This window comes from Psychrobacter sp. H27 (assembly GCF_059072655.1).
Genome location: NZ_JCACRX010000001.1, coordinates 2,004,069 through 2,021,296 on the forward strand (window position 1 = coordinate 2,004,069; position 17,228 = coordinate 2,021,296).

Here is a 17,228-nt window from a genome sequence, read left to right on the forward strand (position 1 = left end):
TGGAAAAGCAGAAGATGATCAGCAAATGGCTTTAGCAGTTTTTTATGAGCAGTCTATATTTTGTGATTATACTGATAAAACCATCGCTAAGTATGGCATAGAGTAAAACAACATAACGCTGTACTAATAAGAAAATATATAAAATCGAAAGTAAATGATAATAAAACAAGGAGCACTATATGAAAGCGACTCTCAAAAGTTTACGTGAAACCAAAGCGAACCCAGCAGTGAGTATTTTTGTGAAGACTCACCGAGCACATCCTGCTAACGAACAAGATCCTATTGCCCTCAAAAATCAGTTAAAAGTCGTAGAAGATCGTCTGAATAAAGAGTATGACAAGAGCACAGCGACAATTATCTTGGATAACATTCATGCCAAGACCAACGACTTAAATCATAATTACAACCTCGATACCCTAGCTATATTTGCCAGTACTGATGATGTACAAGTTATCCGTATGCCAATTGACACAACAGAACGCGTGGTAATCTCAGATAGCTTCGCGACGCGCGATTTGGTACGTGACATGGCAAGCGCTGTCCATTATTACACAGTAATTCTAACCCGTGACAAAGCACGTTTAATCGAAGCTTCTAATGACCGTGTCATCAGAGAGTTTGACAAAGATGACGATGCGCAAAACAATATGGAAAATATTCAGTTCCCTGTAGAGAACAACGGACTGTATACAACGGGTGATGGTAGCTCGGATCGTTCATCAAATAACGAAAGCAGCCATCTTAAAGAGTACTTCAACCAAGTTGATAAAAGTGTGCAAGAGCTGTGGGGCGAGCACAAAATGCCACTCGTAATTGTTGGCGACGCAAAAAACATCGGTTACTATAAAGAAGTGTGTGATCGTCCAGACAACATCATTGCCACGGTATCGAACGCTACTAATTTAGAAGATGGTAGTGCCCAGCATATCGTGGACAGTGTACAAGACGCTGTAGAAGATTACCGTACATCATTGCATAAAGCAGCATTGGGTGAAATCGATAAAGCTCGCGGTGCCAATATGTTGCAAACTGACTTGCAGGAAGTATATCGTAGCGCGTTCCAAGGTGCTGGCGAGACTCTTTATGTGCGCCGTGGTTATATACAATCTGCCAAGATCGATGAAAAAGCTCAAACCCTAAGTCTTGCAAGCGATGTCACTGCAGAAGGTGTCACTGACGATGCAGTTGGTGAAATTATCGAGCACGTCATTCATAATGGTGGTGAAGCGGTGTTTATGCCACAAGATATCATGGGTGAAGATCAGCCTATTGCTTTGGTAACTCGTTACTAATTAAACAGGTCATTAATCAAACAGGCATATTTTATTAACGATGCTTATCCATAGATAAGCTATCGGGAATAAGCAATTACGATACAAGAGCGTTGGTTCTATATGGACCAGCGCTCTTTTTTATCATGCTTATTACTCATGTCCATGAGTACACACTATATTGGTTACGGATTCGAAGCACTGGTTCATATTGAGTCAGTGCTTTTTGCTATTTTTCACTTTCTAACAGTCAAATTATCGCAGATAAAGCTAAGTATCGATGCATACTTAGCATGGTTCAGAATAGAGCGATATTTCTCATTATGGTGCACGATGTTCTATGATAGTGCGTTTTTTAATTTACCTAGTAACTAACTTCTATCTTTTATGAACTGCTACTGCCAATCATATCAGAGCCCTATTTTTAGGAGAGTATCGAATTTGCTATTATGTACTCAGCCTATATGTATTAGGCTATAAGCGTCCCTAGAAGTAAATTTATCTTGGAGAAATACGACTAATATAGCGAATTTTTTAGTGAGCTAATTTTAAGTTGTGCGAAAAATAAGAGCCAAATCGATAGTGATGGATAATGACTGGCATACCGCTTGCAGAGTTAATAGTACACGGTTAACTACCGTATGCTATTAATCTAAGAGCTAAAAAAATGCCGTCTAGGGTTCCGATATAGTAGAGGAAGGCTTTCTAAAACTATATGACTGGTCCGAGAGATGGCGGTTCGAAAGAACTACACGGAGGGATAAAAGCCCGGGAGACTCTAAGTGACACTGTTCACTTAAGCTCATAACTGTGGAGTTTTTTATGTCATCCGTTTCAATCACTACTTCCGATAGTTCATATTCAGACCGTTTCACCATGCCTCTACCAGGTGGCCACCATTGGTGTGGACGTATCAACAAAAACACTGTATTAACGCTCAAATCAATGGCAGCCAATGCCAATGCTAGCCTATATGTGGTTAATGCTGATGAGAAGCTTGAACGCTTCAACATGCCAGATAGTCTAAAAGCACAACACACCTTATACCTATCTGAAGGTCACGTACTCTACTCCGATATGGGCCGAGTGCTGGCCTCTATTATCAGCGATGACCATGGCTGGAACGATGCTATTTGTGGCCCTAGCACCGCTGCTATGATCAGCTCACAATATGGCAAAAAAACCTTCCAAGATGCTCGTAACGAGCGCTATCAAAATGGTCTTGACGGACTACTAACAGAGATGTCGAAGTTTGCGCTAAATGAGAGCGATCTTACGGCAACGGTCAATTTATTCTCCAAAGTCATCCCCGATCTACAAGGGCAGCTGTCCTATATCGCTGCTGACAACACCAACCAATCTATCGCCCTACGGTTTGAGATGAATTGCTTAGTATTCATCTGTAACGCCCCGCATCCACTTGATCCATCAGACATCTATGATCCAGCTGATATTGAACTAACCATTCAGCAGGCAGCGCCTATCGTGTCGAAGGCAGAGTTTGATATTTGTCGTGACTCCTGCTCGCAAAACCAACGTGGGTTTGAAAACAATGCACGCTATTTTGGCGACTATACGAACGCCTAACGACAGGCAGTGTTCGATAGTCGAAGGCATTTATTAAGTAAGTGGTTATCAATTTCTAATTTTTGACTGGTAAAACGACTCTATAGGTTCGTGAGCACCATACCTACGTCCATAACCATTCATAGTAACTATTTATAATAACTAAGAGAGCAGACTCATGACAATTAATAATGATATTAAAAATAACGATGAATATACGCAAAATCCAGCCACAACAACTTTAGAGTCAATGGATCTAAAGCAGATCAAGCTGCGTGAAACGTGTGCTGCTGGAGAGGGGTGGATGGCCGAGGTTAAGAAAGACCAGACCTTGCGCATTATAGATGCCGAAGGCAATCAGGCAGTCGATACCTTGTTTATCAGCTGTGCTGATACGGCTGAACGTTATAGTGCCACGGATACCTTGGCACAAAATCAAAAGCTGTTTTTGGAGATGGGCAGTCAGCTATTCACTAATAGAGGGAAAGTTATTGCCACTATCACAGATGACACTTGTGGTCGTCATGATACGTTGGGCGGTGCATGCTCATGTGAGAGCAATACCGTGCGTTACGCTCATGATACTTATCCCATGCATAGCTGCCGTAACAACTTTATGCATACTCTAGCAACGCATTCAGTTGCTCAAAAATATGATCTGAACCTACGTCATGTCGGACCAAACATCAATTTCTTTATGAACGTACCTATTACGCCTGACGGTAGTTTGGCGTTTGATGATGGTATCTCAGCCCCTGGTAAATACGTCGATATCACCGCTCAAATGGACATGATTGTCCTGATATCGAACTGTCCTCAGCTCAACAATCCCTGCAACGGCTATAACCCCACGCCCATTGAGCTGGTGATTTATGAGTAAGTAAGCGATTTTCGAACAAGACGATACTGCCTATTAATGAGAATGCTGAGGAAGTTGTGATGTTTAAAAAAGTATTGATTGCCAATCGCGGTGCTATTGCTTGCCGAATTATACGTACCTTAAAGCAAATGGGTGTCGGCTCAGTCGTTGTCTATACCGATGTAGATCGAGGCTCACTACATGTCAGTCAGGCTGATGAAGCCATAAACATCGGCTCGGGTCCTGCCAGTGATAGCTATCTGAATATGGATAAAGTATTGCAAGCAGCGATAGATTCAGGCGCAGAAGCCATTCATCCTGGCTATGGGTTTTTATCAGAAAACGCTGCATTCTGTGATCGCTGCAGTGATGCTGGAATCGCTTTTATTGGGCCAACCTCTGAGCAGCTGCTGAGCTTTGGGCTCAAGCATACAGCTCGTAAGCTCGCCATTGACAGCCAAGTGCCATTGTTACCCGGTAGCGAGCTGCTACAAGATGTGGACGAAGCATTACGTGAGGCCGAGCGTATTGGTTACCCTGTCATGCTCAAAAGCACTGCAGGCGGCGGCGGTATCGGCATGCGTCTGGTATGGAATGAGGTCGAACTAAAAGATGCTTATGAGTCTGTGCATCATTTGGCACAAAGCAACTTCAGTGATGCTGGGCTATATCTCGAAAAATTTGTAGAGCATGCTCGCCATATCGAAGTGCAAGTATTTGGTGACGGGGCAGGTAATATCATCACCTTAGGAGAGCGTGATTGTTCTATTCAGCGTCGTAATCAAAAAGTGATTGAAGAAACGCCAGCGCCCTTACTATCAGACGTACAAAGACAAAACCTACAAGCGGTGGCGACTAAGCTCATGCAACAGGTCAACTATCGCTCTGCTGGTACCGTGGAGTTTGTGATGGATGTGTCGACGCAAGACTTCTATTTCTTGGAAGTGAACACACGCTTGCAAGTTGAGCATGGTGTCACAGAAGAAATCTATCAAGTGGATTTAGTACGCTGGATGATTGAGCTGGCTGCAGGCGAGTTCGTGTTGCCAGAGTTGCCACTGCGCGCATTAGGACATTCGATTCAGGTGCGTCTGTATGCCGAAGACCCTGTCAAAAGCTTTCAACCAAGCACGGGGATTTTAACGGATGCTTATTTTGACCCAGCCGCTCGAGTTGAAACTTGGATAGAAACAGGCAGTGAAATATCAGCCTTTTATGACCCGATGCTAGCAAAAATAATAGTTACGGCACCTGATCGCAAGCAAGCACTGGAGAAAATGAGCCAAAGTTTGGCCGTGTCACGTATGGCAGGTCTTGAAACCAATCTTGAGTATTTGCAGCAGATAGTGGCTTCAGAGACATTTTATGCAGGCGAGCAGACTACAAGGTTTTTGAACACTTTTACATGGCTCAGTCAAAAAATCGAAGTGTTGCAGTCGGGCGTACAGACGGCCGTACAAGATGTACTCGGCCGAGAAGGTTACTGGGATGTGGGCGTACCTCCATCAGGTGCGATAGATGGTCTGAGTCTCAATACGGGCAATCAGCTGTTGGGTAACCCATTTAACACTGCAGGTCTTGAGTGCGTGGTTACTGGACCGACTTTATTGTTCCATTGCGACAGTCAGATTGCTATTACTGGCGGTAACATGGCCTGTACCTTGGATGGTGTAGAGCAACCAATGTGGCAAACCATTCCTGTACGTAAAGGTCAAAAACTCATTTGTGGCAATATCACCTCAGGTTGCCGAAGCTATATCGCTATCAAAGGTGGCATAGATGTCCCTGAGTATCTAGGCAGTCAAGCGACCTTTAGTTTAGGTCAGTTTGGTGGTCATGCAGGTCGTAACTTACTTATCGGCGACATGCTACCCGTTGTACAGTGCGATACGTCCATTGCTACTAAAGCCTTACCTGCTGCCCAGCAACCGGCGTTTAATGGACTATGGCAAATCGCGGTTATGTATGGACCACATGGCGCGCCAGATTTCTTTACGGATGCTGATGTGACGCAGTTCTTTGAGCATGAATGGGATGTCCATCACAACTCTAGCCGTACTGGTATCCGTCTGGTCGGACCTAAACCTGAATGGGCGCGTGAAGATGGCGGCGAGGCAGGGCTACACCCCTCAAATATCCATGACAATGCCTATGCTGTTGGTGCGATTGACTTCACAGGTGACATGCCGATCATTCTAGGACCTGATGGACCAAGCCTCGGTGGCTTTGTGTGTTTAAGCGTCATTGTCGCAGGTGAGCGCTGGAAAATGGGACAGCTCAAAGCAGGTGATCGAGTGCAGTTTGTCCCTGTCAGCTACGATCAAGCTGCACAACTACATCAGCGTTACGATGACATGCTACGGGCTGATCACTGTGATTTGGTGGATTATGATTTACCTATTCATACAGAAAAAGTAACATTGCAAACAGCCATATTAGACACTTTACCCATCAATAATGACCAACCAAAAGTGGTGTATCGTCCTGCTGGAGACAGCTATATATTGATTGAGTACGGCGAGCAGGTGCTTGATTTGCAACTGCGCTTCCGCGTCCAGGCATTGATGGAGTGCCTACAAGCACAGCATATCGATGCCATTATCGATATGACGCCAGGTATTCGCTCACTATTAGTGCATTACCATTCATTGAAATTGCCACAGGCAGCACTGCTGGCAATCCTCAAGCAAGCAGAAAGCGCGTTACCCGATATTAAACATATGCAAGTACCGTCCAGAATTGTCCATCTTCCCATGGCGTGGGCTGACTCTCAGACTAAGCTAGCAACGGAGAAGTATCAGCAACTTGTCTATCCTGACGCACCTTGGTGCCCCGATAATATCGAGTTTATCAGACGTATCAATGGCTTGGCCTCTGCCCAAGCGGTCAAAGATATTGTCTATGATGCCAGCTATTTGGTTATGGGTCTTGGTGATGTCTATTTGGGTGCGCCTGTTGCCACACCGCTCGATCCCAGACATCGTTTGGTCACTACCAAATACAATCCTGCCAGAACATGGACACCAGAGAATGCGGTGGGTATCGGTGGCGCTTATATGTGCATCTACGGTATGGAAGGCCCAGGCGGCTATCAGTTCGTCGGTAGGACGCTACAAATCTGGAACCGCTATCGCTCACATCCAAGCTTTGAAGCCGAAAAACCATGGCTGCTACGATTCTTTGATCAAATTCGCTTTTATGAAGTTAGTGAAGAAGAACTGTTATTAATGCGAACTGCCTTTAAAGCAGGTGAACTATCTATTGAGGTTGAGGATAGTGTGTTAAACCTCGCTGAGTATTACGAGATGTTGAGTGAAAACAAGGATAGTATTCAGACGTTCAAAGATCAGCAGCAAGCCAACTTTGATGCAGAGCGACAACGCTGGAAGCAGCAAGGACTTGATCAGTATGTTGGCGAAGATATCGACGCGGTAGAAGTATCATCAGAGGTCTCTGTACCTGAGGGCGGAGTAGTCGTTAAAGCTCATATGATGGGCAGTGTCTGGAAGATTTCTTGCGCGGTAGGTGATGTAGTCGATGAGGGGCAGACTCTAGCAATCATAGAGGCTATGAAAATTGAGATACCAATTGTCTCACCCGTTGCGATGCAGGTGGTGAGTATTGAAATTGAGATTGGTACTACAGTGAAACCCGAGCAGCCTTTATTTGTACTTGCACCCATTACTGCTCACGAGACATTGGTGGCAGACTCAGACATACACGAAGAAAGCTGATGCTGTACGGACTCATCTAGCCGATAGTGAGATAGCAAAACAACGATAAAAATGGCGAAGAATAATAGAGAGAGCAACTATGCAAAAGAATTGGACGATCAAAGATTGGCAAAGCGCTTATGCCGAAGGAACGACCCAGCTAAGTGATCTATTAGATTATGTGGCGGGTATTAGTAATGATAATAATGCTTGGATTGAGATTGCGACTCCTGAGCAGCTGACCGCTCAGATTGACAGTATCGCCACGCAAAACTCCCAAGACTTACCGCTATACGGCATACCGTTTGCGGTAAAAGACAACATCGATGTGGCAGGGTTTCATACCACGGCAGGATGTACAGATCCTTTGTATTTGGCTGACAAAGACGCACATGTGATTGCCAAGCTCAAGTCGGCAGGCGCTATCGTCATCGGCAAAACCAATCTTGACCAGTTCGCGACAGGACTGGTAGGTACGCGCTCACCTTATGGGGCGGTGGCCAACAGTTTCAATCCTGACTATATCAGTGGTGGCTCAAGCTCAGGCTCTGCGGTCAGTGTGGCAAATGGCATCGTGCCTTTTGCATTAGGAACGGACACGGCAGGCTCTGGACGTGTACCTGCGGGTCACAACAACATAGTGGGTTTGAAGCCTACAAAAGGCTGGTTCTCCAGTACGGGTCTCATTCCAGCGTGTCGATTACATGATGTGATTTCTATTTTTGCGCTGGGTGTTGATGATGCGTGGCAAGTAGCTCAGCTAATGAAAGGCTACGATAAAGAGGATGATTACAGTCGTACCCATCCTGCCACTGCGCCAGTCGCCTTTAGTCTTGGCAAAATTGCTATCCCTGATACCTTAGAGTTTTACGGCGATACCGAGTCAGAGCAGGCTTTTGAGATAGCCATCTCGCAGCTACAGACGATGGGTTATGAGATCACACCGATAGACTTTACCGTCTTCAATGAGTTAGCAGATGCACTTTATAACGACAGCTGGGTTAGTGAACGCACCTTTGCCATTGATCAGCTCGTCGAGCGCGATGCGCTACTACCTGTCACTCGCCAAATCATCAGTCAAGCTGAGAACTACAATGCGGTTGATGCGATGAGTGCTGAGTATTCTCGTGCTGCATTAAGTCGCCGTATTCAACAAACGCTATCTAAATTTGATGCCTTAATGGTGCCAACCGCACCAACCATCTATACCATCGATGCGGTCAATGCTGACCCGTTAACGAAAAATAGTCACATGGGTGCTTATACTAATTTTGTGAATCTAGCGGACTTGTCGGCGTTGGCGTTGCCGAATCTAATCGCTAGAGATGGCCTGCCACGCGGTGTGACCTTTATCGCTATGGGCTGGCATGATGAAGCCTTAGCCAACTTTGGGCATCAATGGCAAACCGCTCTGGATATACCAATGGGAACCTCTCACCATCATTATCACTCCGGCACCTCTCAAACCCAAACCGCTCAATCTAATCAACCACAATCGCTTATTCCACTGAGCACAGATGATAGTGATAGTAGTGTAGCACTAGCAGTGGTTGGTGCGCATTTGAGTGGTATGCCACTCAACTATCAGCTGACCGATAGAGGCGGTGTATTGTCTGAGCAAACCCAAACGGCACATGCCTATCAGCTCTTTGCATTGGCAGGATCGACACCTGCCAAACCGGGACTGAGACGCCATGACGAAGGACGCTCGATTGCAGTAGAAGTCTGGCGAATCCCCAAAGCAAAATTTGGTGACATCGTCAACGAAGTGCCTGCACCATTAGGCATCGGCAATGTCGAATTGGCAGATGGACGCTGGGTCAAAAGCTTTATTTGTGAAGAGTACGGATTTGAAGGTGGTACGAATGTGACCGAGTTTGGTGGTTGGAAATCTTATATAGCTGAACAATCAGAGTCCGTAACTTATATCAAATAACTCTAATCATTATCCGAAAACAGTAACGCAAGCAATGCCGATATCTCTCATGGTATTGCATAACAATAATCAACGGACATTCCCATAATGGGCCTGTCTTTATTCAAGGAGCAAGACTCATGAATCGACGCTTATTTACTTTTGCGGTTTTCTCAAGCTTTATGCTATTTGGTTGTGACAACACGGCTACCGTATCAGCACCTGAAGGGGAGGCAGCACCAGAAAAAGTCACTGCCTCAAATGACGAACCAATCTCTATCGGTTACAGTGATTGGCCTGGCTGGGTAGCGTGGCAGATTGCAATTGATAAAGGCTGGTTTGATGAAGCTGGCGTCAATGTTGAATTTAAATGGTTTGATTATTCTGCTTCGTTATCTGCTTTTGCCTCTAATCAGCTGGACGCCATTTCTGTGACCAATGGCGACAATTTAGTCAACGCTGCGAGTGGTAGTGAGGGCATTATTATCTTGGTTAACGACTATTCAGCAGGTAATGACCAGATCATTGCTAAACCGTCGGTCACTAGCATAGCGGACCTAAAAGGCAAATCAATCGGTGTTGAAAAAGGCTTGGTAGATCATTTGCTGCTCAATAGCGCGCTGGCCGATAACGGGTTGACAGAGGCTGATGTGACACTGGTCAATGCCACCACAAACGAGTTACCACAAGTCTTCACAAATGAGAGTATTGACGCCGTCTCCATCTGGCAACCCAATGCCAATCAAGCCCTAAAAAATGTGCCAAGTGCAAAGGCTATCTATACCTCAGCGGATAAGCCGGGTCTTATTTATGACACGTTAGCCGTCAGTCCCGCCAGCCTATCTGAGCACAAGGCAGAGTACGCCAAAATCATCCAAGTGTGGGGCAAGGTCGTCAACTATATCAATGATCCAGCGACTAGAGATGATGCGATTAGCATTATGTCTAACAAGGTCAACGTGCCTGCTGATCAATATAGTGCCTTCTTGAATGGGACAAAACTGATGGGTCTTGAAGATAACAAGAGAATCTTTGCAAAATCTGATGAGCTCAGCTCTATCTATGGATCTAGCTATCATGTCAATCAGTTCAATATTGACAATCAGATTTATGATCAAAAGCTTGATATCGATAAATTGATCTATCCTGACTTGATTAATCAGTAAGGATAAGTGCCGTTTTATCTATTGCAAAGGCAGTGGTTGTTGAGTCTTCATCATCGTTTTAGAGGGTAGCCCATGAGTCATATCAACACATATCTAACCAAGAAAACCACTCTTGGGCTCAATGTACTCTCATTTTTGATTCCGATCTTACTATGGTGTGCGGTCAGCTACCTTCCTTTTATCTGGCATCCACAAGTTGAGATTACCGATGCTGGCGCGAGTACTTATCTACAAGAGGGTAGCCGCATTGATAAAGAGGTATTTTACCGCGAAGCACAAGATGCGATGGCCTCTGATGCAGCACCACCGCAAGGAAAACTGGTCAATCCTGTCTACTTGCCAGCACCGGATGAGGTAGCCACAGCGATGGTCACTGCCTTCGTCAACCCGCCTGCGCAAGCGGATGGGCCGTGGTTACATGAGAGTCTCTGGCAGAGTATCCGTACGGTATTTATCGCTTTTTTTATCTCATCTATCGTCGGTATTCCGTTAGGGCTGCTGTGCGGATTTTCTCAAAAAATTGCACAAATTACTCAGCCCTTCGTAGAGTTCTTTCGCTATCTACCAGCACCCGCATTTGGACCTTTGGCCGTGGCAGTGCTTGGTATCTACGATGGACCAAAAATTGCCATCATCGTGATTGGGACTCTATTTCAACAGATTCTAATCATTGCAAATACCACGCGTACCATGGATCTTGGTTTGATTGAGGCAGGCTACACGCTAGGCACGACCAAACTAAAAAGTTTCTTTTATGTACTGCTGCCTGCCGTCTTGCCCGACGTCTATCGAGACCTGCGTGTTCTACTCGGCTGGGCATGGACATATTTGATTGTTGCTGAACTGATAGGGACGACATCAGGTATTACTTGGTTTATTGTGCAACAAGCCCGCTACCAGCATTTTGATAACGTCTATGCAGGTATTCTACTCATTGGGTTTATCGGTTTAGGTACAGATATCTTGTTGTACCAGCTCGGTAAAAAACTCTTCAAATGGAAAGCGAGTATTTAAATGATAAATAACGATATGGTCTCTTCCGTCCCTACACATAGTGCTCGCACCACCCATAGCGGTGCCACTGACTATTTCAAAGCTTTGTATCAGAGAAATGTAGTGTTGCAAGTTGAGCAATTGACACAGTCGTTCGATCAAGGTGGTAGCCAAAAAGTAATATTGAAAGATGTCAGCCTAAAAATCTATGAGCGTGAGTTTGTATGTGTGATTGGTCCTTCTGGTTGCGGCAAGTCAACACTGGGGCGTATCGTTGCAGGCTTAGATGCGTATCCTAGCGGCGAGGTAGTCGTTGATAAAGAAAAAGTCAAAGGCCCAAGTGCTAGCCGTGGCATGGTTTTTCAAGGCTATACGTTATTTCCTTGGAAAACAGTCAAAGAAAATGTGATGTTTGGTCCTATCATGGGTGGCCGTAGTAAGTCGAGCGCAGAGCGTAGTGCCCGTGAGTGGCTAGATGTGGTCGGACTGACTAAGTACGAAAACCACTATCCACACCAGCTGTCTGGCGGTATGAAGCAGCGTGTTGCGATTGCGCGCGCACTGGTCAACGAGCCAAAGGTGTTGATCATGGATGAGCCATTTGGTGCACTTGATCCTTATACACGTCAAAAAATGCAAAAGCATCTACTAGATCTATGGCGTAATATTGATATTACCATCGTATTTATTACGCATGATATGGATGAGGCGGTGTTACTGTCAGATCGTATCGTGGTACTCAAGGCAAATCCAGGAGAGGTTCAAGAGATTATTGAAGTACCGCTCGCACGGCCTCGTTCTCCCGATATTGTGACAGACAGTCGTTTTTTACAACTAAAAGCACGTATCAATAGCATCGTTCATAACCCACAACCTGTCATTGACCCTGCATTGACAGATATGCCAGATATCCCGCGCATGACCCCTTTGGACAAACACAAATCCGTAACATAGCTATTTGTCTTAAGTTGAAAAAGGCAGTGTTCGGTCTCCGTTCTAACCTGCACAATCGTTGCTAGCCATATAGCGCAGCGGTTGTGCTCTATTATCATTAGTCACAAAAGCTGTGATGGGTTTATCGGTTTTGCTTAGCAATACTACTACGAGTTATCTCTGATTAACTGCTGCTGATAAATACGACTGCTGTTATACTCAGTAGCGTATTCATCTGCTTGCTGATCTATTTATGACGAACAAATTTATGACTACCAACTCTTTTGTGTTGACCAGCTACAATATTCACAAAGGCATGTCACCACTAAACCGCCAAGTAAAAATGCAAGGTATTGCCAAAGCGCTAGAGGCTGTCGGTGCAGATATACTGTGTCTGCAAGAAGTGCAGGGACAGAACCTAAAGCGCAACATGCAATACAACGAATACCCAAATCAGTCGCAGCATGAATGGTTTGGTGAGTTTTTAGATCTAGAAAACAGCTACGGTAAAAACTCAGAATACGAGAATGGTCATCATGGCAATGCCGTATTAAGCCGATTCCCGTTAGATCCAAAACACAACGTCAATATTACCGTCAATAAACTTGAGCAACGCGGCGTCTTACACTGTGAAGTACAGCCTAATGGTTGGGAGCGACCGGTCGTTGTATTATGCGCGCATCTCAATTTGTTTGAGCGTGATCGTATCAAACAGTATCAAGCGATCAGCGACTATGTGCGACATGAGATCGCGCCTGATCAGCCGCTTATATTGGCAGGTGATTTTAATGACTGGAAAAAGATGTCTTGTGACAAGCTTGCGACCGAGCTGGGTATGATAGAAGCGTTTAAGGATTGTCACGGTAAACTATTACCGACGTTTCCAGCAAAACTGCCAGTACTCAGCCTAGATCGTATCTATGTGCGTAATTTGATAGTCAAAGATGCGTGGGTACACACTGGTAAGCCTTGGTCGGCACTATCAGACCATCTACCGATTAGCGCAGAATTGGCCTTGCCATAAAACAGCATTACCGTACCAAAAAAACAATGAGAAACGCGCTATCAAACAAAGCTTCTGTAAGAAAAGCTCGATTACATAAAGTGCTAGTCAATAAATGGGTAAAAAATAAATTGCCCGATAATATATAAGGATATATAACGATGTCTAATAATCAAATACCGAACACTCAGCATGCAGTACTCATACGCGAATTTGGTGAGCCTGAAGTCATGCAATATCAAGATGGTGTGGCAGTACCAGAGCTGGCCGATGAGCAAGTATTGATAAAAATTGCCTATGCTGGTATCAACCCTGTGGACTATAAGACGCGGCAAGGTAAAGGGTGGGGAGCGACTGCTATCCAAACAGAAAAATTCGACAATGACCAGCCTGCAATTTTAGGATTTGATGTAGCAGGCGAGGTCGTCAGCAGTAATAGCGACCAGTTTGCTATCGGTGATAGAGTGGCTGCTTTGAGCTTTAGTGGTTGTGGCTATGCACAATATGCCGCAGTAGATGCCAAGTTGCTTGCAAAAGTACCAGAAAGTGTCACGCTGGAGCAAGCGGGGGGGTTGCCTTGTATTGGTCAAACCGCATTACAGTTTGTAGATTTTGCGGATATAAAAGCAGGCGAGCACGTGGTAATTAATGCACCAGCAGGCGGCGTTGGTCATTTATTGATTCAATTACTTATGAACAAAGTGGCGCAAGATAATATCAAAGTAACAGTTATTTGCTCACCAGAAAAGTACGCTAAGCTTGATGAGTTGATAGAGGTATCTAAGCTGGCAGGCTGGATTGATTACACCAAGGATGAGGATTTTCCTGAGCTGCAAGCGGATGTGCTGTTAGATTTGGTCGGCGGTGATGCAGGGATACGCGCACTTAGCGTGATGAAGCCTGAAGGTCATGTCTATGTATTACCCACCATTTGGGTAGATAAGCTCAAAGAAGCCGGCAGTCAAAAAAACCTAAACGTGGCAGGTTATAAGTCGCAACGTAACGGTGAAGATATGGCACGTGTTTTACAGCAAGTTGCTGATGGTAAGCTGATTTTGAAGATTCAAAAGATCTATCCATTATCTGAAGTCGTTGCCGCTCACCATGAGCTACAAAAAGGCGATTCTTTTGGCAAAATTGTCTTGTCAGCTGCTGATTGAATGTCAAGATCGCTCGAGTATTAGGCAGTATTTAGTCAGGTTTATTAGTAATGGGATTTCTGTTGAAACCTAATAAAACCAACTGATGACTTAATAAATCATACGAAAGTTTTATGTTGGACAACAGAACACCCCTGTAGTCGCCCCTTGTTTATCATAAGATAGAAAGTGAACGATACTAATAAAGGGACTAATATGACTACTAACGAAAAAACAAATGATCACATTGCTTATGAAGCCAAAGTCCGTGAAGACATAGAAGCGTGGAAAAACCCTGATAAAAGCGTACTTGATAAAGCGCTGTCCGTTATCAACAAACCTATTGTTGAAGCAGGTGACGCGCTTATGAGTATGCCGCAATTCGGTGATGCGCTGACAAAAGCCACAGAGCAGTCTATCACCGCTTTGAGTAATGCCGCAAACTGGACATTGAATACCCAGGACGTCATCAATACTTATCAAAACGAGTCTGATATCGCAGGCTCTTCTATCACTACATTCTCTGATATTGAACGCTTACCGATTGCTGTCGTTGATAAACAGGTTGAATTGTTTAAAAGTAAATATGTGGCTTTAACGAGTGCTCAGGGGGTGACCACTGGAGTCGCCGGGTGGGTAGGTATACCTGCTGACGTGGTCGGTCTCATTACGGCAAATCTACGTGCGATTGGTGAGTATGCGACTTACTATGGTTTTGATATTAATAATAAAGGCGAGCAGTTGTTTGCCATGTCTTTGTTAGCGGTGGCGACGTCTGCATCTGCCGAGGAGCGCAAAGCTGCTTTGGATAATACTGATGCAATGGTCAAAGATCCGCAGACGCAGGCATTTAACCAAGTTAATGAAGAGGTAATGTCGCGGGTAGTACGTCAAACGGCAACCAAAGTGGCGACCAATATGGTCAAAACAAAAGCAGCACAGATTATCCCAACAGTGGGTGCGGTGGTCGCAGGCGGTGTCAACGCCAGCTATACTGCCAGTGTTTGTGAGGCGGCGCACCAATGCTACAGAGAGCGTTTTTTGGATCGCCGTGTATAGTTAGTATTTGCGCATAACTACTAACCCTACATAAAACTAGACTACTTAACGAATACATCGCTCAGTATGACGCTGTTACTAACGGGTGAGCATTTGCCGAAATGTTAGGCTGATCCGCCCAGTAGAGACTGCTTTTGTTTTAGTGACAGTATGCTTCCAAAAGTTTTGCGTCGCGCCATGCATGACAATTAATTGACCAGACTCAAGATGAAGTTCAACTTTGTCTTGAGTTTTTTTATGCTTAAAAACAAATTTGCGTGTGGCACCTAGAGATAGAGAGGCAATAATTGGCTGATGACCAAGCTCTTTTTCGTCATCGGCATGGTAGCCCATACCGTCAACCCCAGAAGGATAATAGTTGAGCAAGCAGGTATTAAAATCGACCACAATACCGACATCTACCAAAGCCTGTTCAACCTGTTGTTTCACGTGGAACACTATACTTGACCACGGTACCGTCTGCCGTTTATGCCCTGAATACTGATAATCGGCATCCGTCTCTCCCATCCAGACAATTTGACGAGTCGTCACATGGGTCTTACCAAACAATCTCACGATGTCTGGCTGCCACGGTAACTCATCTAATAAAGTGTCATAGAGAGTATGAGCGTCGTCGATAATTATGCCCAAATCATTAACTTTACCATCATAAGGCAATAAATTATCGGTAGGAGCAGGGGCAAAGAGATCAGTCATAGATTAGTGGTCGCTATTTGCTGTTTTGATGATGATCATTGATGACTCGGGCACAGAGTGTAGGCGCCTCAATCGGCAGTAGATGACCATAATCTGGTAATGAGATCAGACTGCCATCAGGTACAAACTTGCGCCACTTTTTACGTACTTTATCACTGATAAACAAGGTAGGCTTACCGGTGATTAACGTATAAGGGCAGCTCAATTTTTTGAGCGCAGCATCAATATGAGGCGCACCAAAATAGTTTGCCAGCTCTTGTCCAGGTGCAAACATAAGCGTGTAGCTGCCATCAGTATTTTTGCTTAGACTTTGCTCAGCAAAGATCTGCAAGTGTGTATCACTGATGCGCTTATAAGCACGCTGCGCGCGTAGGCTCTGATAGTAGTCATCAGTACTTGACCAAGTCGATTGCTTAGTTGATGTGCTTTTAAATGGTTCTTGGCTAAGAAGTACAGAGCGAGGCAATAGATTATATAAAGTGGCTTGGCTTTTGGTAAATGTGACAGGTTCTATGAGATACAGCTGCGAAAACAGCTCTGGACGCTTGGCAGCAGCGATTGCCGTAGCTGTTGCGCCTTGGGAATGTCCAATACCCACGACAGGCTTATCTTGCGTTTGTTCTAAAAACTCAATCAGCATATCAGCATCTTGCTCACGTGTGAGGCGACGGCTTTGCGGTTTATCGTACCAGTAACCGCGCAAGGCAAGTGATCTCATATCAAATTCATTTGCTAGCTCACTCAGTAGCGGCATATACGTACCAACCGTAAAGCTGTTACCACCATAAAAGTGTGCTGGTGCACGCTGAGTCGTCGTTGACTCTGCTGGCTGATTGAACTGGCTCAGGTTATAGTAGCGTGCTTTTTTTTTGCTAAGGGTGATACTGCGTGTGAATGCGTCCATAAAATAAACAC

The 17,228-nt window shown here is 44.9% G+C and carries 13 protein-coding genes and 1 riboswitch; of the genes, 11 read left to right on the top strand and 2 right to left on the bottom strand.

Features of this window, described 5'->3' with window-relative positions; genetic code table 11:
* Positions 1–179 precede the first annotated feature (179 nt).
* From AC5JPY_RS08170 to AC5JPY_RS08220, 11 genes are all read left to right on the top strand, one after another.
* Positions 180–1,292 carry an AOC03_06830 family ribosome hibernation factor gene (locus AC5JPY_RS08170; protein WP_443525030.1) on the top strand — a complete coding sequence of 371 codons (1,113 nt, stop codon included), beginning with the start codon at positions 180–182 and terminating at the stop codon, positions 1,290–1,292.
* Positions 1,293–1,934: 642 nt separating this feature from the next.
* A riboswitch (guanidine-I (ykkC/yxkD leader) is annotated at positions 1,935–2,048 on the top strand.
* Positions 2,049–2,093: 45 nt separating this feature from the next.
* Positions 2,094–2,858 carry an urea amidolyase associated protein UAAP1 gene (locus AC5JPY_RS08175; RefSeq protein WP_443525032.1) on the top strand — a complete coding sequence of 255 codons (765 nt, stop codon included), beginning with the start codon at positions 2,094–2,096 and terminating at the stop codon, positions 2,856–2,858.
* Positions 2,859–3,087: 229 nt separating this feature from the next.
* Positions 3,088–3,717, top strand: coding sequence for an urea amidolyase associated protein UAAP2 (locus AC5JPY_RS08180; protein WP_443525535.1), 630 nt, complete (start codon positions 3,088–3,090; stop codon positions 3,715–3,717).
* 59 nt (positions 3,718–3,776) lie between these two features.
* Positions 3,777–7,430 (top strand): urea carboxylase, encoded by a 3,654-nt coding sequence (uca, locus tag AC5JPY_RS08185; protein WP_443525034.1) that lies wholly within the window; start codon positions 3,777–3,779, stop codon positions 7,428–7,430.
* A gap of 79 nt (positions 7,431–7,509) precedes the next feature.
* A complete protein-coding gene (atzF, locus tag AC5JPY_RS08190) occupies positions 7,510–9,345 on the top strand; it encodes an allophanate hydrolase (protein ID WP_493852335.1) in 1,836 nt (611 codons plus the stop codon).
* A 119-nt stretch (positions 9,346–9,464) separates the two neighbouring features.
* Complete coding sequence (locus AC5JPY_RS08195; protein WP_443525037.1) at positions 9,465–10,490, top strand: ABC transporter substrate-binding protein; 1,026 nt, start codon at positions 9,465–9,467, stop codon at positions 10,488–10,490.
* Between the two features lie 72 nt (positions 10,491–10,562).
* Positions 10,563–11,504 (top strand): ABC transporter permease, encoded by a 942-nt coding sequence (locus AC5JPY_RS08200; RefSeq protein WP_443525039.1) that lies wholly within the window; start codon positions 10,563–10,565, stop codon positions 11,502–11,504.
* 15 nt (positions 11,505–11,519) lie between these two features.
* Positions 11,520–12,437: an ABC transporter ATP-binding protein gene (locus AC5JPY_RS08205; protein WP_443525537.1), complete on the top strand. Its 918-nt coding sequence runs from the start codon at positions 11,520–11,522 to the stop codon at positions 12,435–12,437.
* A gap of 247 nt (positions 12,438–12,684) precedes the next feature.
* On the top strand, positions 12,685–13,440 hold the full coding sequence (locus tag AC5JPY_RS08210) for an endonuclease/exonuclease/phosphatase family protein (RefSeq protein WP_443525041.1): 756 nt from the start codon (positions 12,685–12,687) through the stop codon (positions 13,438–13,440).
* Between the two features lie 140 nt (positions 13,441–13,580).
* Entirely contained in the window at positions 13,581–14,579 is a 999-nt protein-coding gene (locus tag AC5JPY_RS08215) for an NADP-dependent oxidoreductase (protein WP_443525043.1), read from the top strand.
* Positions 14,580–14,774: 195 nt separating this feature from the next.
* Positions 14,775–15,617, top strand: coding sequence for an EcsC family protein (locus AC5JPY_RS08220; RefSeq protein ID WP_443525045.1), 843 nt, complete (start codon positions 14,775–14,777; stop codon positions 15,615–15,617).
* Between the two features lie 78 nt (positions 15,618–15,695).
* Here AC5JPY_RS08220 and AC5JPY_RS08225 read toward each other — a convergent pair whose 3' ends face one another.
* Together AC5JPY_RS08225 and AC5JPY_RS08230 are read right to left on the bottom strand one after the other, a co-directional pair.
* A complete protein-coding gene (locus AC5JPY_RS08225; RefSeq protein ID WP_493852336.1) occupies positions 15,696–16,313 on the bottom strand; it encodes an alpha-ketoglutarate-dependent dioxygenase AlkB family protein in 618 nt (205 codons plus the stop codon).
* 13 nt (positions 16,314–16,326) lie between these two features.
* Positions 16,327–17,217: an alpha/beta fold hydrolase gene (locus AC5JPY_RS08230; RefSeq protein WP_443525049.1), complete on the bottom strand. Its 891-nt coding sequence runs from the start codon at positions 17,215–17,217 to the stop codon at positions 16,327–16,329.
* Between the last annotated feature and the right edge of the window lie 11 nt (positions 17,218–17,228).